Genomic DNA, 21,571 nt, shown 5'->3' with positions numbered 1-21,571 from the left:
CCGCTACAGGCTGAAGGCGATCGAGCGCAGGATCAGGGCGGCGATGAAGACTGCGGTGAAGGCCAGGTCGAGGGCCAGGCCGCCGAGGCGGACCGGCGGTAGGACCCGTCGTACTCGGCTGATGACCGGCTCTGTCCAGGCGTGAGTCAGGGTGCGGGCTCGCGTTGCCCACTGGGGGCCGTTCGCCACGACACCTGTCCAGTCCAGGACCATCCGTGCGATCAACACCAGGATGTACGCCGTCAGGATGTACCCGATCAGAGCTCCGATGAGGCCCATGACCAACTCCTCCGTGAATCGCAACACTGACCGTCTTGCCAGTATCAACGGTGCAGGCCGCGGAGGAATGTCCCAATCGCCGTCTTCTTAGCGGACTATCAGGGTGGTGGGGTGCCGCTCGGGTTGAGCGGCACCCCGATCGGTGGGTTAGTGGCGGGTTACGGCGGCGTAGGCGTCGACGATGCCGTGGCCGTAGAAGCCGTTGAAGTTTCGCGTTCCCTCACAGAGGGCGTTGAACTCTTCTGAGCGGCCTTCGTTGATGTAGGTCTGCAGTGGCGGGGTCGGGCAGGCCCGCGGCTGCGCTGTGTTCATGAGGACGCGGCCGACCTTGTCCGGGTCCATCCCGAAGTCGCCGTGGCTCTTCTTACCGAACTGGCTGACGATCAGCGCGGCCACGCCGGTGGCATGCGGTGACGCCATCGACGTACCTTGGAGCACGTAGTAGTACCCGCACTTGGTGTAGTCAGTGACACCGGCGGGGCACTGCTTCTGCGCCCCGGCCGTGACGCCTGCGGGCGTGATGTTGCCGGCCGCGTCGACCAGTCCGCCGACCTGCAGCGTGTTGACCGGGTACGTCGACAGGATCAGGTTCTCGTTCGTCCGGTGCTGCGGCGTCCCGAAGTAGTCGCGGAACCAGCCGCCGGGTGCGGAGACCTCGATCTGCTCGAGGCCGTAGTTGGAGTAGTCGGCCTTCGTCGTCGACGGACCGAGCGCGGACACACCGATCACGTGCGGGCCCTCGACCGGCAGGTCGACACAGGTCGCGTTGTCGATCACCCGGGGGTACGCCGTGTTCGCCGGGAAGTCAGGGCTGCTGATGTCGGTCCGCGGCTTGCCGAGATCCTCGTGGTTGTTGCCGAGCGAGCCGACGAGCGTGACGCCGTGGTTGTGCGCGTAGTTCAACGCCCGGTTCATCGCGCGGATGATGGTGCGCTGCTCTGCCTGCGCCTCGGGGCTGTCGGCCGGGTTGGCGGTGCAGTTGTACAGCCACGGGTCGACATAGAAGGACATGTTGACGACATCGAGTCCGACATCACCGGCGTACGTCAGTGCGTCCGTGACCGGGCCGAGGAACAGGTAGCCGCTGTCCTGGCCACCGCGAATCTCCACCAGCGTCACGTTCGGCGCGACACCGGAGACGCCGACGCCGTTGGCCGCGGCACCGATCGTGCCGGCCACGTGGGTGCCGTGACCGCTGTCGTCCCAGCCGACCGGGTCGACACAGCCGCGGAACTCGCAGACACCGTCGATCTCCGGGATGTCCGGCGCGAAGTTGCGGGACAGCTTCCAGTCGAAGTTCGGCGCGATGTCCGGGTTGCGGGCATCGATCCCTGAGTCGAGTACGCCGACCTTGACGGACTTCTTGCCCGGCTGGACCGTCCGCGCCAGATCGGAGCGAACCATCTTCAGACCCCACAGTTGCGCGTCGAGCGGGTCCATCCCGACTGTCTTCTTGCCCGCCGCAGCCTTGCTGGTTCCGCCGTTCTCAGCCTCGACGGTGCGCGGCTTCTGCTGCGGAACGGTGCCGATCGGCCGGCTGCGGGCCGCGCCCTCGACCGCGTTCGACGCGGACACGCGGCTGACGAAGCCGGACGCGGCTGCGCGCACGGTCAGCGTGCCAAGGTTCGCGTTCTCCTTGACCACTTCACCACCGGCGGCCTTGACTGCCGCGATGGCCTGGTTACGGTCCGCGCCCGCTTCGAGCAGGACCAGATACTCGGTGTCTCCCCCGGCAACGCTCGTATCCCCTGCACCGGCTGTGACCGGTGCCGCGAGCGTGGCGGCGACCAGGGCGATAGCCCCGGTCACCGCCATCAGACTTCTCCGGACGTCCCTCATTGGTGGATCCCCTCCCCTGAAGAATGTTGTGACGGGCCTCACAGTAAGTCGGAGCACCGCAGCCGAGAAGGGGACGACGTTGTCAGTTCCGCCAGCAGGCAGGGCCGGCGTTACTTGCTGGGTGGCGGAGTCGACGTGATGCGCGTCGTGGCGATCGCGGAGTAGAGGACGTCGCCGCGTTGCAGGGAGGGTTCGGGGTCGCCGTTGATATCGGGTGGGCCGTCCTTCGTCACGACGATCCGGCGGCCGAGGAACTGACCGCCGGACTCGGCGATCAGGAGGTCGTCGCGGTACCCGCCGCCGTCATGGCCGATCACCCGGGCCCGACGTCCGTCGACGGTGACGACCTCGTCGAGGAGCTTGATCCCCGGGATCTTGCGGGCGGCTTCATACAGGGCGGCCCGCAGATCGGGCGGTACGAGGCCGGTGCTGAGGACGGATCCGATACGCCGCCAGGCCACTGCGTCGGGCGCCGGCACCGAAGGGTTCTTGCGGAGCGCGGCGAGCAGCAGGTCCGGGTCGCGCGGTTGGGCTGCGAGGAACACGTACGTCGTGTTCTCCCAGCTCGGCTCGCACGGCTTGGCGCCACGGACGAGAACGCCGGTTTCGGTTCCGACGGTCGGGCAGGAGTTGAGCAGGACACCCGGCTTCATCGGGTGGAAGAGGTACGGCGCCTTGGTCTTTGCGAGTTCACGTGCTTCGGGGCTCGCGAACTCGGCGCGCGTCATGAAGCTCATCGTGGTGACGTACGGCGGTTTGCGGTCGGATGCGATCCAGGTGGTTCGTTCGCCGTACTGCGTGGCGCGCAGGCTCGGGTTGTCACCGAGTGGGGTCAACCGGGTCGTGCGGTAACTGATCTCCAGGTACTGCCCCGGTGGGATCGGGTCGTCCGGATCGGCACTGCTTGCAGTGGCAGCCTCCGCGAGGAACGTGCTGGCGTTGGCTACGGTCCCGGCCGGTGTTGCGCCGTCCCGTGTCACCACGTCCGCGACCAGCAAGCCACCTGCCAGGACGAGCGCCATCGCGCCGGCCAGGAGCAGCCGCGGACGCCGAACGAGAGAGCGTGTCCGCTCCCGCGCCGCGCCTGGGGCAGCCGCCGGGCTGGTCGTCCCGAGGCGGAGCGGGCGGAGCGCGTTGTGCGGGCGCTCGGCGAGTGGGGTCAGGAGTTGTTGACGGGCGCCGGTGAGGGCTTCGGGGGTCGGGGCGGGCGTGTCTTCGCGGAAGTCCTTGAGTAGGTCGAGGTCGGTCATAGTTGCTCCTCGAAGGCTGGGCCGAGGGTGGCGCGGACGGATTTGCGGGCTCGGTGGAGGCGCGAGCGGACGGTGCCGATCGGGATGTCCAGGGCGGCCGCGATTTCGGCGTACCCGAGGTCTTCCCAGGCGTAGAGGAGCAGGACGTCGCGCTCCGCTTGGCGGAGAGCGGCCAGGGCTCGGGCCAGGGTTCGTTGGGCAGCCTCGGCGTCCACGCGGGACGCGACCTCGCTCGCCAGCGGATCGTCGTGCGTATGGCGTCCGGCAGGTTCGGAGCGTGCATACGCGCGGTACTGGCGTACCTCGGAACGGCGTCGTCGGTGGATCAGGTTGGTCGCGATGCCGTACAGCCAAGGAAGAGCCCCATCGACGGGGTCGGCGGCGGTGTAGCGGTCGCGGCGTTCGTAGGCGATCAGGAAGGTCTGGCTGAGGAGGTCGTCGGCGTCGGCGGTGCCGAGGCGGCGGGCGACGTACCGGTGGATCTTCACCGCGTACCGGTCGAACAGCAGGGCGAACTCCTCCCGGCCCGCTCCGCTGATCAGCTCGGCGTCGGTCGGCGGCTCCGGCCCACCGGGCGGGTCCACGGAAGCGGCAGGCTGCGTACCTGTTTGCATACCTGCTATTGCCCGCACGGCCGCCTTCGGTTCCCGCCCCATCGCCGGAGTCTGGCACGCAGCTTGGTCCGTCGGGTACGGCATGCTGGACTGCCTCACACGATCAGCGTCGACGAAGGGGTGGTCATGGACTGGAAGGATCTGCCGATCGACCATTGCCCACGGGGTGACGAGGTGGAGACGTTGCAGTTCGCCTTGGACCGGGTGCGGCAGCAATTCGCGTGGAAGACCGGCGGGCTCACCGCCGAGCAGCTTCGGCAGACGCATCCACCGTCGACGATGACACTGGCGGGGCTGATCAAGCACATGGCGTTCGTGGAGGACGGTTTCACCGGGCGGGCGGCCAAGCAGCCGCTCGCTCCGCCGTGGGACACGCGCAGTTGGGTCGAGAACGACCGCTGGGGCTGGGAATCCGCAGTCTCCGACGACCCGGACGACCTTTACGCACTCTGGTACGCCGCTGCCGCGCGCTCCCGCGCCGCCTGGCAACAACTGAGCGCGAACGGCGGCCTGGACGCGTTGATCGAGGACCCGGATCCGGCCTGGACCTCGAACCGCCGGCGCATCGCGATCGACCTGCTCGAGGAGTACCTCAAGCACACCGGCCATGCCGATGTCCTGCGCGAGGCCGTCGACGGCGTGACGGGAAACGATCCTGACTGACCTCACGGACGCCCTGCGGGATTCGTACGGCGTCCACGCTGCGGAACTGCACCGGATCCACGCCGGCACCAACACCATCAACTACCGCATCGTCGACGAGACCGGCCAGCGATGGTTCGCCAAGATCTACCGTGGCGACCTCGAACGCGAACGCGCGGCGATCGAACTGACCGAGTTCGCCCGCGACGGCGACGTCCCGGTGCCGGCCGTACGGCGAACTCTCGACGGCGACCTGATCTGCGAACGGGTGCCGATGTCGTTGTGGGAGTTCGTCGACGGTGAGACGGCCGAGGGCGGGCTCACCGGTGCTCGCTGGCAGGCGGTCGGCACCGTGCTGGGCAGGCTGCATCGACGCCTGGCGGAACATCCCGCGGCGATGCCGACGAGGCAACCGGCTGTCGGCGTGCGCGATGTCGGCAAGGCGCCGCGATCCTTCGACCGGGTGATCGACGGGTACGCGAGCCGCGCGCGCCTCAGCCCGTTCGAGCAGTGGGCCTGGGAGGCGGCCAAGGAGCGGCGGGGACTGCTCGATCGGGCCGGCGCGATCCTCGCGGAGCTGCCGGACCTGACGGTGCAGATCGTTCATGGTGATCTCGCCTCTCCGAACCTGATCCTCTGCGGCGACGAGGTCGCCGCCGTGATCGACTTCCAGCCGCCGAGCCCGCGATTCATCGCATGGGAGATCGCCCGGATCGGCTGCGACCCTCGAACCCTGATGCTCGGCGACGACTGGATCGACGGGCTCGCCGAACTGCTGGTCGCCTATCGCGACGAGCATCCCGCGGCGCACGTCGACGACCTCGTCTCCTCGGTCGCCACGGGCTGCGCCTACACGCTCACCTCGACGTACCCGCTGGCCGAACCGCTCGAGGATCCAGGCGCCGTCACCCCGTCTCTCGAGCTCTACGCCCGGGCACGTCACGAGACCGCGCTCGTGATGCTCGAGCGGCTGCCCGACGTGCAGGAAAGGTTGCGGGAGCGCCTCATACCGAGACCTTGAACATGCGCTGGGCGTTGTGCAGGGACTCGGTCACGATCGGCTGGGAGTTGGCGATCACCTCCTGCTGGTACGCCACGAGGTCCTTGTCCGAGGTCAGCGCGCGGGTCAGGCGCGCGGCGTCCCAGAGGGCGGTGTTGGCGCCGGCGCCCGCGGCCGGGGTCATCGGGTGCACCGCGTCGCCGAGCAAGGTCACGCGCGACGAGGACCACGACGGAACCGTGATGCAGGTCCGCAACGTGATAGGGAACGCCGCGCCGGCCTCCCCCGCATCGACCAGCTCGCGGACCGTCGGATGCCAGTCGGCCACGGACCGCTCCACGATCGCCCACAGCTCGGCCGGGCTCATCGCGAAGAGCTCCTCGTCCGACGCACCGAGCGCCGCGTTCGTCCCGGTCATCACCGCCATCAGATAGTCGCCGTACTCCGCCGGCGGCTCCCGGAACAGCACCGGCGCGAACGCCGCGCCAAGACCGGATCCGTCGCTCACGAAGCAGAACCCGCGAAGAAAGGCTTCCGGCGCGGCCTCCTGGACAGGCCGCGTTACCGGCACCTTCCCGTAGATGCAGCGCACCCCGATGTCCAGCACGTCGAGCTCCGGCACCAACTGACCGCGCACCCGCGAGCCGACACCATCCGCACCGACCAGTACGTCGGCGACCGCGGAAGTCCCGTCCGCGAAGGCGATCTCGACGCCGTCGGGCGTCTCGACGTACGACGTGAACTGCTTGCCGAACTGCAGCACGTCGTCGAGCCCGGACATCAACGCACGACGAAACGCATACCGATCCACCGAGGTCACCGCGTCCGGCCCGGTCACCGGAAACACCTGCTCGAACTGCTGGTTCAGCTGGGCGTCGAAGCCTGCGAGCAGGTCACCGGGCCGCGTCGCCGTGGCGATCACCCGACGGCGCACCGCGTCCGGCAGCATCGCGGCCAGCGCCTCCTCGCCGACCGGGCTGATGTGGATCCGGTAGCCCTGCTTGCGGTACTGCGGGGAGGGGTCGCGCTCGAACACCGCGACGTCGACGCCCGCCTCGAGCAACCCCTGCGTCAGCGCCAGTCCACCGATCCCGGCACCCATGATCGCGACCTTCATCCCCGACTCCAATCATCCACTGAGCAAACTTTGTCATCCGTCTGGTTGATTAAGTTAGCACGCCGGATGGAAGTCCGCTAGGATGATTTTCGTGCGGAGATCACCGGAGCCTGAGCAGCGGCAACGCGACCCCGAGCGCAGCAAGCAGCAGTTGCTGGACGCGGCCGTGGTCGAGTTCGGCGCGCACGGGTTCAGCGGTGCGCGGGTGAGCGAGATCGCCGCCCGAGCAGGCGTCAACAAGCAACTGATCTCGTACTACTTCGGTGGCAAGGAGGGTCTGTACCGTGCGGTCGCCGAGCGCTGGCGGGCCGGCGAGCCGGACCTCGCGGCGGACGCGGAGTCTCTCGGCGAGGTGGTCGGGGCGTATGCGAGTGCCACGATCGCGCAGCCGGACCTGCTCCGGCTGCTCGTGCGCGAGGCGGTCGATCGGGACACCAGCAAGCTGGATCAGGAGGGTCAGCGCGCCCGGTTCCGGGCGATGGTCGAGGACTTCAAGCGCCGGCAGGCCGACGGTGAGCTCGCGCCCGATCTGGATCCGCGGCACGCCGCGCTCGCGCTGTTCGGCCTCGCCGCCGCGCCGGTGGTGTTCCCGCAGATCGCCATGGCGCTCGGCCTGGACGTCGACGGCGAGGAGTTCGCCGCCGAGTACGCCGACCAGACGGCGAAGCTCGTCTCACACCTGAAGAAGAGCTAGATCGCCCCGGAGATGGCGCGGTTACGGAGTTCGGACTTGTAGGCCTCGAGCGCGATGAGTTCGCCGAACATCCGGTTGTACTCGTCCGCGCGCTCGATCGGGTTCGTCCGCTGCAGCTTCGACTTCAGGTCCTGGATGCGGCGCGCGCAGGTCAACTCCTGCAGCCGCGCCAGCAACGCGAGCGCATACGGCTCGTCGGGATCCCGGCCCAACCGCAGCGGATCCACGGCCAGCGCACCGACCACCGCGGCGGCCGGGTCGTTCCCGATGGCATCGCGTACGGCGACCACCCACGCCTCACCGGGTGGCGCGGCGGCCGGCCCGCCGATTTTCGCCATCGCGACCCGGATCGCGCCCAGCCACGGATGCGTGAAGTCGTGGTCGTCGAGCTCGTCGAAGGCGACCCCGACCAGCGCCGGATGCTGCATGGCGACCTTCAGGACGTCCCACTCGATCACGAACCGTTGGTCGCGCGGCGACGGGATATCCACCCGAGGTCGGGCGGGCTCGACGGTCCCAACCGCGTGCGCGGTCTGCGCCTGCTGTTTGACGTGTGCCGGTCCCGAAGTCGAAGACTGCCGCGACGCCGCCTTGTAGACCTCGGAGCGGACCTGGTCCTCGTCCATCCCGAGATGCCCGGCGAGCTCGCGCGTGAAGGCGTCCACCTTCGACCGGTCACGGATGCTGATCACCAGCCGCGCCGCGTCCCGCAGCGCGTCGATCCGGGTGTCGGCCCGGTCCAGGTCGTACTTCGACAGCACGTTCCCCAGCACGAACCGGTACAGCGGGACGCGCCGCCCGATCAGCTCCCGGACCGCGGCATCCCCCTTCTGCAGCCGCAGGTCGCACGGGTCCAGCCCGTCCGGCTCGACCGCGACGTACGTCTGCGCGGCGAATGCCTGGTCCCCCGCGAACGCCTTCAGCGCCGCCCGCTGACCCGCCTCGTCGCCGTCGAAGGTGAAGATCACCTCGCCGCGGAACTGGTCGTGGTCGAGCAGCAGCTGCCGCAGCACCCGCGCGTGGTCGTCGCCGAACGCCGTACCGCAGGTGGCGACCGCGGTCTGCACGCCCGCGAGATGACAGGCCATCACGTCGGTGTAGCCCTCGACGACCACGGCCTGCCGGCCCTTCGCGATCTCCCGGCGGGCGAGGTCCACGCCGTACAGGACCTTGGACTTCTTGTAGATCGGCGTCTCGGGGGTGTTCAGGTACTTCGCTTCGATCCGGTCGTCGTCGAACAGCCGGCGCGCGCCGAACCCGATCACGTCGGACGACGCGTCCCGGATCGGCCACATCAGCCGGCCGCGGAACCGGTCGTACAGCCCGCGCTGCCCGTCGGCGACCAGGCCGGACGCGACCAGCTCGGCGTTCGTGAAGCCGCGACCGCGGAGGTGGGCGGTGAGCGCCTCGCCGCCGCGCGGCGAGAACCCGACCCCGAACTGCACCGCGGCGTCCTTGTCGAACCCGCGCTTGTCCAGGAACTGCCGCCCGATCGACGCCTCGGCCGCGCCGAACAGGTTGTCGACGAAGAACTCGGCCGCGACCTTGTGCGCCTCGACGAGCCGCGGCCGCTGGTTGCCCGGGCCGCGCTGCACCGGCGCTCCGGAGTCCTCGTACCGCAGCTGGATTCCGACCTTCGCGGCCAGCGTCTCGACCGCCTCGGAGAAGGTGATCTGGTCGACCTTCTGGATGAAGTCGATGACGTCGCCGCCCTCTTGGCAGCCGAAGCAGTAGAAGAATCCGCGGGACGGGGTGACGTTGAACGACGGCGACTTCTCGTCATGGAACGGGCAGAGGCCCTTCAGGTTGCCCCCGCCGGCGTTCTTCAAGGTCACGTACGAGCCGACGACGTCGTCGATCCGGGCTCGCTCGCGCACGAGCGCGATGTCCTCTTCCTTGATCCGGCCTGCCACCCCGCGAGTCTAGCCGGGCGGATCACGTAGGTTTGCGGGTATGCCACGTACTCTTCGCCCAGGTCAGCGGTCCGAGCTGTACGTCGTCGACGTCGCGACCAATACCCACCGGCTGGTGTTCACCTCGGACGAGGTCCTGTTCGAGGCCCCGAACTGGCTCCCCGACGGCACGCTGGTTGTCAACGGCAACGGGCTGCTGTTCCGGGTGACGGACAAACTCGAGGAGATCGAGCTAGGCGGCGTACCGGCGATCAACAACGACCATGTGGTGAGCCCGGACGGGCAGACGGTGTACGTGTCGGCGAACGACGGCCACGTGTACGCCGTACAGATCGAAGGCGGACCCGGACGCCGGGTGACGAACGATCGCGGACCAGGCTTCCACCACTACCTGCACGGAGTTTCGCCGGACGGTACGACGCTCGCCTACATCGGGCTGGAGTGGGTCGGCGAGCAGCGAATCACCAACGTGTGGACGATCCCGACCGCGGGCGGCGCCGACGTCCAGGTGACCGACGACGAGTTCGCCGACGACGGGTCGGAGTACGGCCCGGACGGCGAGTGGCTCTACTTCAACTCGGAGCGCGCCGGCCAGGCACAGCTGTTCCGCATCAAGGGCAGTGAGGTCGAGCAGTTGACGGACGACGAGCGGGTCAACTGGTTCCCGCACCCCGCGCCGGACGGTTCGGCGATCGCGTACGTCAGTTTCCCGCCCGGCACCGAAGGACATCCGGCCGACATCGAGGACGTCCGGCTCCGGCTGCTGGCGAAGGACGGCGAGATCCGCGAACTCACCACGCTGTTCGGCGGCCAGGGCACGATGAACGTGCCGAGCTGGTCGCCGGACAGCGCGTCCTTCGCCTACGTCACGTACCCGCTCTAGACCTCCGCGAGGTCCACCGACGTGTCGGCCAGGCGGGCCGGGTCGACCTCTTTGCCGGAGCGGATAAGGCTCTGAACTGCGTCGATGGCGCCCCAGGTGTTGACGTGCAGGCCGGCCAGGACGTGGTGGTCGTCGTCGAGCCAGAACGCCACGTAGGCGCCGGACTTCGGGTCGCCGCGCAGGACGACCTGGTACGACGTTCCGCGCGGGACGTCCCCGGCGTACTCCATGCCGAGGTCGAACTGGTCGGTGAAGAAGAACGGGATCGCGTCGTGCGCCACGTCCTGCCCCAGCATCGCCTTCGCGGCTGCGGCGCCGGTGTCCTTCGCGTTCTGCCAGTGCTCGACCCGGACGAACCTCCCGAACAGCGGGTGGTCCCAGCGGACCACGTCACCGGCGGCGTACACGTCCGCGACCGAGCTCTGCAGGTCCGCTCCGGCGACGATGCCCGAACCGTTCTCCGGTGTCGCGACCTCGATGCCGGCCGCCTCGGCCAGCTCGGTGTTCGGCTGTACGCCGACCCCGACCACCACCAGGTCCGCCGGAATCACCTCACCGCCGTTCACGCGGACTCCGGTGACCTTGTCCGTCCCCTCGAACCCTTCCACCCCGGTCCCGAACCGGAACTGCACCCCGTGCTGCCGGTGGAACTCGGCGAACAGCTCACCGATCTCTTCACCGAGTACGGCGGCCAGGGCGGTGGACTGCGGCTCGACGACCGTCACCTCGCACCCGCGCTCGCGAGCAGCCGACGCCGCCTCGAGCCCGATCCACCCAGCACCCACCACGACGACGCGCGGTTTCGCGGCATACGCGTCCGTCAGCGACTGCGCCTCCTCGGCCGTCCGCAGGTAGTGCACGCCCGGCAGATCCGCACCCGGTACGTCGAGCTTGCGGACGCGGCTGCCCGTCGCGATCAGGAGCTTCGCGTACGACACCTGCGAGCCGTCGTCGAGCGTGACCGTGTGCGCGGACGGATCGATCGCGGTGACCGTGGCACCGAGGCGCAGGTCGATGTTGTTGTCGTCGTACCACTGCTGGTCGTGCAGCTGCGCGGACTCGGTCTGTTCCTTGCCGAGCAACACACCCTTCGACAGCGGAGGTCGCTCGTACGGCAGTGACTGCTCACTGCCGATCAGGACGATGCCGCCGCTCCAGCCGTCCTTCCGAAGGGCCTCGGCCGCGGTCGCTCCCGCGAGACTCGCACCGACGATCACGATCTGCTCTGCGTCTGCCATGACCGAACGATAGTCCTCCCCGACCCCTTGTCGCCGACGACGCGGATGACTACTTTGTCGGAGGACATCATACGTCCTATGACCTTCTTGGAGAGCCATGCGCGTTCTCGCACCAGGCCGTCTCGCGGCCGCCGCCCTATTGGTGTTCACAACCCTCACGGCGCCGCCGGCCCGCGCCGGCACAGCGCCGTTCGTGGACGACAGCGTGCTGTTCCAGCAGAAGACCGAGGGGTACTCGTGCTTCCGGATCCCGGCCGTCGTGCACGCGACGAACGGCGACGTGCTGGCGTTCGCCGAGGGCCGGGTCGCGGACTGCGGTGACGACGGCGACATCGACATCGTGCTGCGCCGCTCGATCGACGGCGGCAAGACCTGGGGCCCGCTGCAGGTCGTCTCGGACGGCAACGGCAGCACGCACGGCAACCCGGTGCCGATCGTGGACCGGAAGACCGGACGGATCGTGCTCGTCACGACGCACAACGGCCCGGAGCCGTGCACGAACGGCTGCGACCGCGACCCGTACGTCCAGACCAGCGACGACTTCGGCGGGACCTGGACCGCGCCCCGCGAACTGACCGACGCCAAGCTCCCGAGCTGGAACTTCTGGTACGCGACCGGCCCGATGCACGGCATCCAGCTCGAACACGGCCCGCACGCCGGCCGCCTGATCGTCGGCGCCAGCTTCGAGACGTACGACGGGGTCGGTCCGCACGTCTACGGCACGCACCTCCTGTACTCCGACGACGCCGGCGAGACCTGGCACATCGGCGCGACGACCTCGCGGGACGACGGTTCGGTGATCGCGCAGGAGGTCACCGTGGTGGAACTGACCGACGGCAGGATCTACGCACTGGCCCGCGAACGCGGCACCGATCCGGGCAACCGCGCGTACGCGATCAGCAGCGACGGCGGTGACAGCTTCGACGCGCCGTTCCGGACGATTCCGAAGTTGGTGATGCCCGACGTACAGGGCTCGCTGCTGCGATTCAGCGCGCGCAACGAGGGTGACCGGCGGAACCGGATCCTGTTCTCGGCGCCGGCGCATCCGGCCGCGCGCGAGGTGATGACCGTGCGGTCGTCGTACGACGAGGCGCGATCGTTCGGCACGTGGCAGCAGGGGAAGGTCTTCTACTGGGGTCCGTCGGCGTACTCCGACATGGTCCGGCTGGACGGTGACGAGGCCGGCTTGCTGTACGAGGCCGGCGTCGCGAACCCGTACGAGTCGATCCGCTGGGCGCGGTTCAACGAGGCGTACCTGTCGACGCCGAACGGGACGCCGCCGGGGATCCCCGGTCCGCCGGCACCCGGACCGCTGACCCCTGACACGGGGCCGGCGCACAATCCGGCGTACGTGCGCGGCGGGGCGACTGTTGCCGCAGGCAAGTTCGGGAACGGGCTCGCACTGGACGGGGTGGACGACTACGTCGAGGTGCCGTACGACCGGTCGATCGACCTCGGCGCCGACGACTTCACGATGATGGCGTGGATCAGGTACGGCGCGACGACCGGGACGCACGCGATCCTGTGGGCGTACCGGACCGGCTCCGGCAGTACGCCGCAGGCGTGGTTGCGGGCGGAGCCGGAGAGCAAACGGATCCGCGCGTTGCTGTCGGTCGATCGATTCAACGTGACGGTCCAGTCGGCGTCGGCGTACAACGACGACGAGTGGCATCACGTCGTACTGCAGCGGGTCGGCGGGACGTTGCGGCTGATGGTGGACGGGGCCGAGGTCGGCTCGGCGACCGCGCCGGCCGGATCGGTGACGGCGGGCAAGGAGTTCGGCGTGCAGGGTATCCACGTCGGCCAGCGCGTCGACGGCGTCAACCGCTTCCAGGGCGCGCTCGACGAGGTCCGCGTCTATCGCAGAGCGCTCACCGATGGCGAACTTCAGCAGATCCGCGAGCAGAACAAGCCGATCACCAACAGGCTGGGCCTAGACCTGCCCTTCGACAAGGTGCGCGTGCCAGGCCAGGGCTGACGGGTCCGTGAGGGAGGCGACCTGGTCGACGATGACGCGGAGGCGGGCATCGTCGTCGGTCGCCTCCGCGAAGTCGGACCGGAACGGGACGTCCAGGTGCCGCGGGGCCGTTTTCCACAGGGCTTCCACGAGTTCGGTGAGAAGCTCGCGCTGGGTGGCCCGGCGGGCCTGGCGTTCGGGTGAGTTGAGGACGTGGAACATGCCGACGCCCTTCAGCAGCCCGATCTCGGTGCGGATGCCGTCCGGGACGACCAGGTCTGCCTCGTACCGGATCAGGCGGGACCGGCCGAAGACGGCGTGCGTGGTCTGCTCGGCGGCGGTCGCGAACCGGCCGATGAGCTGGCTGGTGACGTCCTTGAGTGCGCCGAGTGCCTGCCTGCTGTCGTCGAACGCGGCGCGCGGCCAGTAGTTCAGCGCCTGCAGCCGCGCCCAGCCCTCGTCCAGCTCGGCATCGGTTGCCTCCGGCAAATACATCTGCCGGACCGTCTCCCAGTACGGCGCCGGCTCGGCGTCGATCGCGGCGAGATCGATGTGGTGCGCGACGATCCCGTCCTCGACATCGTGCACGGAGTACGCCACGTCGTCGGCGAAGTCCATCACCTGCGCCTCGAGGCAGCGCCGCTCCCCCACGCCCTGACGCAACCACGTGAAGACCGCGAGATCGTCGTCGTACACGCCGAACTTGCGCTCGTCCGGCCGGCGCGGCCACGGGTACTTCGTCGCAGCGTCGAGTGTCGCCCGGCTCAGATTGAGGCCGACGCTGCGCCCTTCGGCGTCGAACGTCTTCGACTCCAGCCTGGTCAGCAGCCGCAACGTCTGCGCGTTTCCCTCGAAGCCGCCGATCTCCGCGGCGACCTGGTCCAGGGCGCGCTCGCCGTTGTGGCCGAACGGCGGATGCCCGAGATCGTGCGCCAGGCAGGCCGCGTCCACGATGTCCGGATCGCAGCCGAGCGTCGCCGCCAGCTCGCGGCCGATCTGCGCGACCTCGAGGCTGTGCGTCAACCGGTTCCGCACGAAGTCGTCGCTGCCGGCGGTCACGACCTGCGTCTTGGCCGCCAGCCGCCGCAACGCCGCACTGTGCAGCACACGCGCCCGATCACGAGCGAACGCAGTCCGCCCCGGTCGCTTGACCGGCTCGGCAACCCACCGCTCGGCATCGTGCTCGTCGTACCACTCATGCTGCTTCCTCATCACCGCTCACAGTAGCGGCGAGCACCGACAGTTTGCGGGCCCTTCAGGAAACGCAGTACCGGATCCAGATGACGCCGTCCTTGAATACTTCGGTGCCGGCGTGCTGGAGGTTGAGACGTCCGGTGTCGTACCAGCGGTCGCCGCCGATCAGCACCGGGTGCACGAGGAGGGCGAGCTCGTCGATCAGACCGAGCGCCAGGCAGGCCCGGAGCAGTGCGCCGGACGTATCGATGCGGACGGTCTGTACGTCGTGGCGCCCCAGGACGTCGAGTACTTCGACGAGATCGACCTGGTCGTAGCCGGTGATCAACTCACGGGTCGTCGCGTCCGGCGGGCGCTCCGGCGTCTGGTCGGCGTACAACGCGAGGACGCCGGACCAGTAGCCCAGCTCCCGCAACGAGTCCCAGCTCCGGACCCGCGCCCGCTCGTCCACCACCGCGAGCAGCGGACCCTCCGCCCGCGGACCGCGACGAGGAGCCGCGAGTACGGCGTTCTCCTGGGCGAGGATCGTGCCGGCGTCGATCAGCGTCACGTCCTCCTGCCACAGCGACGCCAGGGCGTAGAACCGCGCGAGGTCGACGTCGAATCCCGACGTCACCCCGTCCAGCGAGACCGCCAGCTGAGCCACCACGTGAGGCCGCATATCCCAAACCTAGGGACGGCCACCGACAGAATCCACTTGCAGAGACTCCTTTGCAGAGACTACTCTGCATCCATGCGAAAGATCGATGCCCGGAGTCTGCGCGGACTCGCCCACCCGCTCCGGATGCGCATCCTGGAGGCGATCGAGCTCGACGGACCCGCGACATCGAGCACCCTGGCGACGCGGCTCGGGGAGAACACCGGCACGATCAGCTGGCACCTGCGGCTGCTCGCCGAGCACGGATATCTCGAGGAGGATCCCGACCGCGGGACGAAGCGCGAGCGCTGGTGGCGGCTCCCCCACGGTCCGACCGTCCTCGACCCGGCCGAGTTCCTCGATGACCCGGAGACCCGGCGCGCGCTCGACGTGTATCTGCGTGATCTCGTGGAGCGCTACTACGACCGCGTCCGGGCGTACGTCGACGAAGACTGGCCGGCGGACTGGCAGCACGCGGCCGGCCTCTCGGACTGGCGCGACCTGCGACTGACTCCGGAGCAGCTGCACAAGCTCAACGAGGAGATCGGGGCGGTCATCGACCGCTTCACCGGCAGTGAACCGGCTGAGGGTTCCGAGCGCGTCATCGTCCAACTGCAGTCGTTCCCGCGCCGCTCATGAGCCTGCTGCGAACGCACCGCGACTTCCGCCTGTTCTGGATCGGCGAGACGATCAACCGCTTCGGCAGCGCGATCTCGTCGGTGGCGCTGCCGCTGGTCGCGATTTCGATGCTCGACGCAACAACCTTCGAGGTCGGCCTGCTGACCGCGGCCGCCTGGGCGCCGTGGCTCCTGATCGGCCTGCCCATCGGCGCGTGGATCGATCGGGTCCGCCGACGGCCGCTGATGCTCGCCTCCTCGGCGATCTCGGGCCTGTTGCTCGCCGTGGTTCCGCTGGCCGGCGACCTGCTGACGATCGGGTTTCTCCTGGTCCTCGCGGGCCTCGTCGGCGCCGCATCGGTCGTGTTCCAGACGGCGTACACCGCTTATCTCCCGACGCTTCTGGATCCGTCCGATCACGCCGAGGGCAACGCGAAACTCCACGGCAGCGCGTCGGCCGCGCAGATCGCGGGACTCGGATGTGGTGGACTCCTGGTGCAGTTCGCGGGCGCCGCGAACGCGCTGCTCGTCGACGCGGGCAGCTTTCTGGTCGCCCTCGGTTGTCTCGCCGCGATCCGCTTCCGGGAACGCCGTACGGACGCACCTCGGCGGGCCGGGGCGATCCGGGAGGGCATCCGGCTGGTCGCGCACGACGTCTGGCTGCGGACGTTGACGATCTTCGGCGCGGTCTCGAACCTCGCCTTGATGGGCTATCAGGCGATCGTCGTCGTGTTCCTGGTCCGTGAGGCCGGACTGACCGCCGGCACGGTCGGCGCCCTGATCGCGGCGGCCTCCAGCGGCGGCGTTCTCGGCGCGCTTGTCGGGCGCAAGATGATGCGGTTCGGTACGGCGCGTGCGCTGCTGCTGTGCGAACTCGGCCTGCCGACGCTGGCGTTGCTGATCCCGTTGGGCGGCGCGAGCCCGTGGTTCTACCTGGTCGGCGCGTTCGGCGTGAGCCTTGGCGTGGTCGGTGGGAATGTCGTGAAGGCGACCTTCCTCCAGTCCTACTGCCCACCTGACCTGTTCGGCCGGCTGACCGCGACGAACGCCTTCGTCAACTACGGCACCATCCCGCTCGGTGCGCTGCTCGGCGGAACGCTCGGCCAGACCCTCGGCCTCACCCCGGCCCTCTGGATCACCACAGCCGGCGTACCGCTGGCCGGTCTGGTCCTGCTCGCGTCACCGATCCGTGGGCGCCGCGACCTCCCGACTCACCAAGGCGCCGGCGTACCGGGCACGATCGCCGACTCCAGCCGGATCCGCACCGCCTGACGCGCGCGCTCGTACCCCGCCTCGTCGTTGTGCAGGATCGACGCGAGGTTCGCGGCCTCGTAGTACGCGTTCAGGTCGAAGGCGAGCTGCACCGGATCGGCGGCGAGCTCACCCCGCTCGACAGCCTCGGCGACCGCAGTCTCGATCAGGTCCATCCACTCGTGATGGACGGCCGCGAGGTACTCGTGCACAGCGCCGTCGCGCGCGGAGAACTCGTGCGAGACCTTCTGGAAGAAGCAGCCGCCCGGGAACACCCGGCTCCGCGAGTAGTCCAGCCAGTGCCGGCTCAGCGCCCACACCCGCCCGAGACCGGGCTCCACCTCGTACGCCGGAACCACGACGTTGTCGGCGTAGATCCGGCGCGCGGCCCGGACGGTCGCCAACTGCAGCTCCTCCTTGGAGCCGAAGTGCGCGAACAGTCCGCTCTTGCTGATCCCGAGCTCGTTCGCGAGGCGCCCGATCGACAACCCCTCGAGCCCGTCGACCGACGCGATGTCGACCGCGCGGCGGAGGACGGCGCGGCGGGTCTGGTCACCCCGCGCCAACCGTCCGTCGACCTTCTCCACGATCCCGATCCTAGGGGGTCTCTGTTGACTGCTACGCTGATCGAAACTAATAATACGACCGTTCGTATAGTTTGCCGGAGGGGATCTCATGCAGAAGCTGGTCAGTGTCGGATTGCAGACAATCGGAACGTTGTCACCGCGACTCGGCGGACGGCTCGCGTTCAACCTGTGGCGGCGCCCGCTCGCCCGCGGCCGGGTCCGCCCCAAGGAGCAGGCCGTCCACGACGCCGCGCGCGTCGAGATTGTCAACAATGTGAAGACCTACAACTGGGGCGACGGCAAGCGTCCGGTGTTGCTGGTACACGGCTGGCGCTCACGTGCCTCGCGGTACGCCGCCTTCATCACGCGCCTGCTCGAGCTCGGCTACAGCCCGGTGTCGTACGACGCTCCCGCGCATGGCGACTCGGGCGGGGATGTCGTGTCGATCCTCGGCCACCAGCGGATCATCCGCGCACTGGAGGAACGTCACGGCCCGTTCGAGGGCGTGATCGCGCACTCGCTCGGCGTACCGTTCGCGCTGTACGCCGTCCGCGAGGGCGTCGCGGCCAAGCGGCTGGTGATGATCAGCGGCGTCGCGGACTTCGGCTACCTGGCCGACACGTTCTGCGCCCAGCTCGGCCTCGGACCGAAGATCAACCAGCAGTTGCGGCGACGGATCGAACACGGGTACTTCGACGGCGACGACCAGATCTGGACGCGCTTCTCGGTGACCACCGGAAAGCTCGACCTCCTGGTGATCCACAACGACGAGGACGAGATCGTCGACCCGGCGCAGGCCCAGGTATTGCTACGGAACTACGGCGACCGCGCGCACTTCCTGCCGACGACCGGCCTCGGTCACCGCCGGATCCTCTCGGACCCGGCAGTGATCACCGAAGCCGTCGCGTTTCTCCAGGACTCAGAACAGGAATCGGAGAGAGACTCAGATGTCCCGGAAGGTCTCGATCTGAGCGCCTAGCGAGTTCAGGCGGGCGGCCAGGTCCTCGTAGCCGCGGTTGATCACGTAGACGCTGCGCAGGACCGACGTACCCTTCGCGGCCAGCATCGCGATCAGCGTGACGACGGCCGGCCGGAGCGCCGGCGGGCACATGATCTCGGCGCCGGAGAAGTGCGTCGGGCCTTCGACCATCACCCGGTGCGGGTCGAGCAGCTTGACCCGGCCGCCGAGCTTGTTCAGGTCGGTGAGGTAGATCGCGCGGTTCTCGTAGACCCAGTCGTGGATGAGCGTCTGCCCGGTGGCGATCGCCGCGATCACCGCGAAGAACGGCAGGTTGTCGATGTTCAGGCCCGGGAACGGCATCGGGTGGACCTTGTCGATCGGCGCGTGCAGCTTCGACGGCCGGGTGGTGAGGTCGACGAGCCGGGTACGCCCGTTCTCGGCGAGGTACTCCGTACTGCGGTCGTAGTCGAGCCCCATCTCCTCCAGCAGCGCGAGCTCGATCTCCAGGAACTCCACCGGCGCCCGCCGGATGGTGATCTCGGACTTCGTGACGATCGCCGCGGTGAGCAGGCTCATCGCCTCGATCGGGTCCTCGGACGGCGCGTAGTCGACGTCGACGTCGATGTCGGCCTTGCCGTGCACGGTCAGCGTCGTGGTGCCGATGCCGTCGATCTTCACGCCGAGCAGGTCGAGGTAGAAGCACAGGTCCTGGACCATGTAGTTCGGGCTGGCGTTGCGGATCACCGTGACGCCGTCGTACCGGGCGGCAGCCATGATCGCGTTCTCGGTCACGGTGTCACCGCGCTCGGTCAGCACGATCGGCTTGCCCGGAGCGATCGCCCGGTTCACCAGCGCGTGGTACTGCCCGCCGGTCGCCTTCACCTCGAGGCCGAACGGGCGCAGCGCGGTCAGGTGCGGCTCGACGGTGCGCGTGCCGAGGTCGCAGCCACCGGCGTACGGCAGCTCGAAGGCGTCCTCGCGGTGCAGCAGCGGGCCGAGGAACATGATGATCGAGCGGGTACGGCGGGCTGCCTCGGCGTCCATCGCGCTCAGGTCGAGGTGCGTCGGCGGGACGATCTCCAGGTCGCCGGCGTCGTTCAGCCAGGTGGTCTTGACGCCGATCGAGTTCAGCACCTCGAGGAGACGGTTGACCTCTTCGATGCGGGCGACCTTGCGCAGCGTCGTCCGGCCCTTGTTCAGCAGCGATGCGCAAAGCAGCGCGACACCGGCGTTCTTGCTCGACTTGACGTCGATGGAGCCGGACAACCTGCGACCGCCGGCGACACGGAGGTGGACCGGACCGCCACCGAGAGAGACAATTTCTGAATCGAGCGCCTCGCCGATCCGGGCGAGCATCTCGAGGGTGAGGTTCTGATGACCCTTCTCGATCCTGTTCACCGCGCTCTGGCTGGTGTTCAGTACTTCCGCGAGCTGCGTCTGCGTCCAGCCGCGATGCTTGCGGGCGTCCCGGATGAGATTTCCGATCCGGCTCAGGTAGTCATCGGTCATGAGCGGGACCATATCTCACATGTGAGATACCGCTGCACCGACCCGCCGCTGTCAGCGTATCCAATGTCACTGCCGGACCTGGAAGGACCCATGTGACCTGGTGAAACGCCCGCAGCCTACAGTTACCCCCAACTCCCGCCGCCACCCGGAGAGGACCCAGCAGATGCCCGACGACACCTCCGCCGCGGTGGTCAACGAGTTCGAGGCGGAGTCGTGGCCGCTGGAAGCGGCCGCGGACAGCCTGCACCAGGTCATCGAAGGCTTCCACAACGGGGACACCCGGCCGCTGGTGATCGGCGACGGCGACCAGCCGGTGCTCGTCGTGCTGGCGATCGCCGACCTGGCCGACTTCCGGGCCCGGATCGCGGACCTGCTCGGCAACCCGGTCGACGCCGGCTGGCTGCGGTACTACCTGCGCTCCAACTTCGACATGAGCTCCGAGCGCCTGGTCGAACTGCTCGGAGTGGACACGGACCACGGGCTGTCCTCGCTGGCCAGCCAGGTGAACGTCGAGCAGGCCGCGACGCTGATGTCCGACCACGTACGCCGTACCGAGGCCGGCGGCAACCCGCTGATGCTGATCGGCGACGGGACGATGGCGACCGCCGCGCTGCTGTCCTTCCAGGCGTTCCAGGTGCTGCTCGCGATGGAAGGCGACGGCAAGGGCGAGGACGACTCCTGCGCGCACGACGACGAGGAGAAGCCGACCACGCCGCTGGAGGTGCTCGCCGAGCGGATCGGTCCGGTGTCGACGCAGCTGGTCGCACAGATCAACGCCGGCCGCGAGCCGGGCCTCCCCCGGTACGAACTGCATTTCGAGGACGACCTGATCGTGCACCTGCGTGACCTGGAGGCGCGTGCACAGAAGGCGCCGGGCGGTGGCGCGTACGACGAGTTGAACGGGCTGCTGCACCAGTTCGACGAGATGCGCAGCGGGCTGGTCGAGGCAGACGCCGAGGAGGAGGAGCCGGACGAGGCGCCGTACCTCGAGGCGTCCGACCTCAAGGCGGCGCTGCCGGACATCCGGGACGCGTTCCGCGACGGCGCCGACGACCCGTACCTGGTCGGCCTGGACGGGCGGCCGCTCGCGGGGCTGATCTCGTTCGACCTGTACGAGGAGCTGCAGAAGGTCTCGGTCGAGCTGGACGGGACGGACGAGGCACCGGTGCTCCCGCTGCCCGAGCCGCGCTGGGAGAACGGCCCACGGCTGTTGCCGTTCGACGTCGCGCTCGAGATGTGCGAGGCGGTCATCGAGGACCTCACCAACGGCGAGGCGTCGATGCTGTTCATCGCCGACGAGGACAACGAGCCCGAACTGGTCCTCGCTCCCCTGGTCTGGCTCTGGGCCTACGTCGACCACCTGAACATGGAAGGCGCCGACGTCTGACACTTCGGGAACGCTCGAAGTGA

The 21,571-nt window shown here is 68.7% G+C and carries 20 protein-coding genes; 9 read left to right on the top strand and 11 right to left on the bottom strand.

The genetic code is table 11. The annotated features are described in order from the left end of the window. Nucleotides 1-3: 3 nt before the first annotated feature. The 4 genes from OHB24_RS26175 to OHB24_RS26160 form a co-directional block, all read right to left on the bottom strand. Nucleotides 4-279 carry a YggT family protein gene (locus OHB24_RS26175; RefSeq protein ID WP_327633489.1) on the bottom strand — a complete coding sequence of 92 codons (276 nt, stop codon included), beginning with the start codon at nucleotides 277-279 and terminating at the stop codon, nucleotides 4-6. Nucleotides 280-426: 147 nt separating this feature from the next. After that, the gene (locus OHB24_RS26170; RefSeq protein WP_327633487.1) at nucleotides 427-2,118 is read right to left on the bottom strand and encodes a S8 family serine peptidase; all 1,692 of its coding nucleotides are present in this window, start codon (nucleotides 2,116-2,118) and stop codon (nucleotides 427-429) included. Between the two features lie 110 nt (nucleotides 2,119-2,228). Further along, complete coding sequence (locus OHB24_RS26165) at nucleotides 2,229-3,368, bottom strand: CU044_5270 family protein (RefSeq protein WP_327633484.1); 1,140 nt, start codon at nucleotides 3,366-3,368, stop codon at nucleotides 2,229-2,231. Further along, nucleotides 3,365-4,024, bottom strand: a complete 660-nt coding sequence (locus OHB24_RS26160; protein WP_327633483.1) for an RNA polymerase sigma factor — start codon at nucleotides 4,022-4,024, stop codon at nucleotides 3,365-3,367. The genes OHB24_RS26165 and OHB24_RS26160 overlap by 4 nt, the downstream gene beginning before the upstream one ends. Before the next feature lie 84 nt (nucleotides 4,025-4,108). Here OHB24_RS26160 and OHB24_RS26155 point away from each other — a divergent pair, with 84 nt between their 5' ends. Next, a complete protein-coding gene (locus OHB24_RS26155) occupies nucleotides 4,109-4,645 on the top strand; it encodes a mycothiol transferase (protein WP_327633482.1) in 537 nt (178 codons plus the stop codon). Beyond that, nucleotides 4,635-5,645, top strand: a complete 1,011-nt coding sequence (locus tag OHB24_RS26150; RefSeq protein ID WP_327641105.1) for a phosphotransferase — start codon at nucleotides 4,635-4,637, stop codon at nucleotides 5,643-5,645. Before OHB24_RS26155 ends, OHB24_RS26150 begins: the two co-directional genes overlap by 11 nt. Here OHB24_RS26150 and OHB24_RS26145 read toward each other — a convergent pair. Next, a complete protein-coding gene (locus tag OHB24_RS26145) occupies nucleotides 5,629-6,741 on the bottom strand; it encodes an FAD-dependent oxidoreductase (protein ID WP_327633480.1) in 1,113 nt (370 codons plus the stop codon). The two genes, OHB24_RS26150 and OHB24_RS26145, sit on opposite strands and share 17 nt — an antisense overlap. 91 nt (nucleotides 6,742-6,832) lie before the next feature. On the opposite strand from OHB24_RS26145, the gene OHB24_RS26140 reads away from it, so the two are divergent. Next, the gene (locus tag OHB24_RS26140; RefSeq protein WP_327633479.1) at nucleotides 6,833-7,435 is read left to right on the top strand and encodes a TetR/AcrR family transcriptional regulator; all 603 of its coding nucleotides are present in this window, start codon (nucleotides 6,833-6,835) and stop codon (nucleotides 7,433-7,435) included. Here the strand turns inward: OHB24_RS26140 and dnaG are convergent. Beyond that, nucleotides 7,432-9,348, bottom strand: coding sequence for a DNA primase (gene dnaG / locus OHB24_RS26135; protein WP_327633478.1), 1,917 nt, complete (start codon nucleotides 9,346-9,348; stop codon nucleotides 7,432-7,434). The genes OHB24_RS26140 and dnaG overlap by 4 nt on opposite strands. Before the next feature lie 40 nt (nucleotides 9,349-9,388). Here dnaG and OHB24_RS26130 point away from each other — a divergent pair, with 40 nt between their 5' ends. Next, a complete protein-coding gene (locus OHB24_RS26130; RefSeq protein WP_327633477.1) occupies nucleotides 9,389-10,231 on the top strand; it encodes a biopolymer transporter Tol in 843 nt (280 codons plus the stop codon). Here OHB24_RS26130 and OHB24_RS26125 read toward each other — a convergent pair. Beyond that, entirely contained in the window at nucleotides 10,228-11,469 is a 1,242-nt protein-coding gene (locus OHB24_RS26125) for an NAD(P)/FAD-dependent oxidoreductase (RefSeq protein WP_327633476.1), read from the bottom strand. The two genes, OHB24_RS26130 and OHB24_RS26125, sit on opposite strands and share 4 nt — an antisense overlap. A 97-nt stretch (nucleotides 11,470-11,566) precedes the next feature. On the opposite strand from OHB24_RS26125, the gene OHB24_RS26120 reads away from it, so the two are divergent. Continuing rightward, the gene (locus tag OHB24_RS26120) at nucleotides 11,567-13,447 is read left to right on the top strand and encodes a sialidase family protein (protein ID WP_327633475.1); all 1,881 of its coding nucleotides are present in this window, start codon (nucleotides 11,567-11,569) and stop codon (nucleotides 13,445-13,447) included. Here the strand turns inward: OHB24_RS26120 and OHB24_RS26115 are convergent. Both OHB24_RS26115 and OHB24_RS26110 read right to left on the bottom strand, forming a co-directional pair. Then, nucleotides 13,403-14,638: a deoxyguanosinetriphosphate triphosphohydrolase gene (locus tag OHB24_RS26115; RefSeq protein ID WP_327633474.1), complete on the bottom strand. Its 1,236-nt coding sequence runs from the start codon at nucleotides 14,636-14,638 to the stop codon at nucleotides 13,403-13,405. The genes OHB24_RS26120 and OHB24_RS26115 overlap by 45 nt on opposite strands. Before the next feature lie 43 nt (nucleotides 14,639-14,681). Beyond that, nucleotides 14,682-15,281 (bottom strand): dihydrofolate reductase family protein, encoded by a 600-nt coding sequence (locus tag OHB24_RS26110; protein ID WP_327633473.1) that lies wholly within the window; start codon nucleotides 15,279-15,281, stop codon nucleotides 14,682-14,684. Nucleotides 15,282-15,353: 72 nt separating this feature from the next. Between OHB24_RS26110 and OHB24_RS26105 the strand changes: the two genes are divergently transcribed. Together OHB24_RS26105 and OHB24_RS26100 are read left to right on the top strand one after the other, a co-directional pair. After that, nucleotides 15,354-15,896: a winged helix-turn-helix domain-containing protein gene (locus OHB24_RS26105; RefSeq protein WP_327633472.1), complete on the top strand. Its 543-nt coding sequence runs from the start codon at nucleotides 15,354-15,356 to the stop codon at nucleotides 15,894-15,896. After that, nucleotides 15,893-17,146, top strand: a complete 1,254-nt coding sequence (locus OHB24_RS26100) for an MFS transporter (protein WP_327633471.1) — start codon at nucleotides 15,893-15,895, stop codon at nucleotides 17,144-17,146. The genes OHB24_RS26105 and OHB24_RS26100 overlap by 4 nt, the downstream gene beginning before the upstream one ends. Here the strand turns inward: OHB24_RS26100 and OHB24_RS26095 are convergent. Further along, nucleotides 17,086-17,712, bottom strand: coding sequence for a TetR/AcrR family transcriptional regulator (locus OHB24_RS26095; protein WP_327633470.1), 627 nt, complete (start codon nucleotides 17,710-17,712; stop codon nucleotides 17,086-17,088). The genes OHB24_RS26100 and OHB24_RS26095 overlap by 61 nt on opposite strands. 88 nt (nucleotides 17,713-17,800) lie before the next feature. Here OHB24_RS26095 and OHB24_RS26090 point away from each other — a divergent pair, with 88 nt between their 5' ends. Continuing rightward, nucleotides 17,801-18,670, top strand: a complete 870-nt coding sequence (locus OHB24_RS26090) for an alpha/beta hydrolase (RefSeq protein ID WP_327633469.1) — start codon at nucleotides 17,801-17,803, stop codon at nucleotides 18,668-18,670. Here the strand turns inward: OHB24_RS26090 and OHB24_RS26085 are convergent. Continuing rightward, nucleotides 18,635-20,161 (bottom strand): helix-turn-helix domain-containing protein, encoded by a 1,527-nt coding sequence (locus OHB24_RS26085; protein WP_327633468.1) that lies wholly within the window; start codon nucleotides 20,159-20,161, stop codon nucleotides 18,635-18,637. The two genes, OHB24_RS26090 and OHB24_RS26085, sit on opposite strands and share 36 nt — an antisense overlap. A 163-nt stretch (nucleotides 20,162-20,324) precedes the next feature. On the opposite strand from OHB24_RS26085, the gene OHB24_RS26080 reads away from it, so the two are divergent. After that, nucleotides 20,325-21,548 carry a hypothetical protein gene (locus tag OHB24_RS26080; RefSeq protein WP_327633467.1) on the top strand — a complete coding sequence of 408 codons (1,224 nt, stop codon included), beginning with the start codon at nucleotides 20,325-20,327 and terminating at the stop codon, nucleotides 21,546-21,548. Nucleotides 21,549-21,571: the final 23 nt, after the last annotated feature.

The organism is Kribbella sp. NBC_00482 (assembly GCF_036013725.1).
Taxonomy (GTDB): domain Bacteria; phylum Actinomycetota; class Actinomycetes; order Propionibacteriales; family Kribbellaceae; genus Kribbella.
Note: the sequence above shows the minus strand (reverse complement) of the source record. Positions and strands in the feature narration are given on the sequence as shown.

What these genes read in the sequence shown, in the direction of transcription:
- OHB24_RS26125 (WP_327633476.1), bottom strand. Translation starts at nt 11,469, where the DNA reads ATGGCAGACGCAGAGCAGATCGTGATCGTCGGTGCGAGTCTCGCGGGA.
- OHB24_RS26145 (WP_327633480.1), bottom strand. Translation starts at nt 6,741, where the DNA reads ATGAAGGTCGCGATCATGGGTGCCGGGATCGGTGGACTGGCGCTGACG.
- OHB24_RS26115 (WP_327633474.1), bottom strand. Translation starts at nt 14,638, where the DNA reads ATGAGGAAGCAGCATGAGTGGTACGACGAGCACGATGCCGAGCGGTGG.
- OHB24_RS26175 (WP_327633489.1), bottom strand. Translation starts at nt 279, where the DNA reads ATGGGCCTCATCGGAGCTCTGATCGGGTACATCCTGACGGCGTACATC.
- OHB24_RS26130 (WP_327633477.1), top strand. Translation starts at nt 9,389, where the DNA reads ATGCCACGTACTCTTCGCCCAGGTCAGCGGTCCGAGCTGTACGTCGTC.
- OHB24_RS26100 (WP_327633471.1), top strand. Translation starts at nt 15,893, where the DNA reads ATGAGCCTGCTGCGAACGCACCGCGACTTCCGCCTGTTCTGGATCGGC.
- OHB24_RS26105 (WP_327633472.1), top strand. Translation starts at nt 15,354, where the DNA reads ATGCGAAAGATCGATGCCCGGAGTCTGCGCGGACTCGCCCACCCGCTC.
- OHB24_RS26160 (WP_327633483.1), bottom strand. Translation starts at nt 4,024, where the DNA reads ATGGGGCGGGAACCGAAGGCGGCCGTGCGGGCAATAGCAGGTATGCAA.
- OHB24_RS26110 (WP_327633473.1), bottom strand. Translation starts at nt 15,281, where the DNA reads ATGCGGCCTCACGTGGTGGCTCAGCTGGCGGTCTCGCTGGACGGGGTG.
- OHB24_RS26080 (WP_327633467.1), top strand. Translation starts at nt 20,325, where the DNA reads ATGCCCGACGACACCTCCGCCGCGGTGGTCAACGAGTTCGAGGCGGAG.
- OHB24_RS26165 (WP_327633484.1), bottom strand. Translation starts at nt 3,368, where the DNA reads ATGACCGACCTCGACCTACTCAAGGACTTCCGCGAAGACACGCCCGCC.
- OHB24_RS26090 (WP_327633469.1), top strand. Translation starts at nt 17,801, where the DNA reads ATGCAGAAGCTGGTCAGTGTCGGATTGCAGACAATCGGAACGTTGTCA.
- OHB24_RS26155 (WP_327633482.1), top strand. Translation starts at nt 4,109, where the DNA reads ATGGACTGGAAGGATCTGCCGATCGACCATTGCCCACGGGGTGACGAG.
- OHB24_RS26085 (WP_327633468.1), bottom strand. Translation starts at nt 20,161, where the DNA reads ATGACCGATGACTACCTGAGCCGGATCGGAAATCTCATCCGGGACGCC.
- OHB24_RS26120 (WP_327633475.1), top strand. Translation starts at nt 11,567, where the DNA reads ATGCGCGTTCTCGCACCAGGCCGTCTCGCGGCCGCCGCCCTATTGGTG.
- OHB24_RS26170 (WP_327633487.1), bottom strand. Translation starts at nt 2,118, where the DNA reads ATGAGGGACGTCCGGAGAAGTCTGATGGCGGTGACCGGGGCTATCGCC.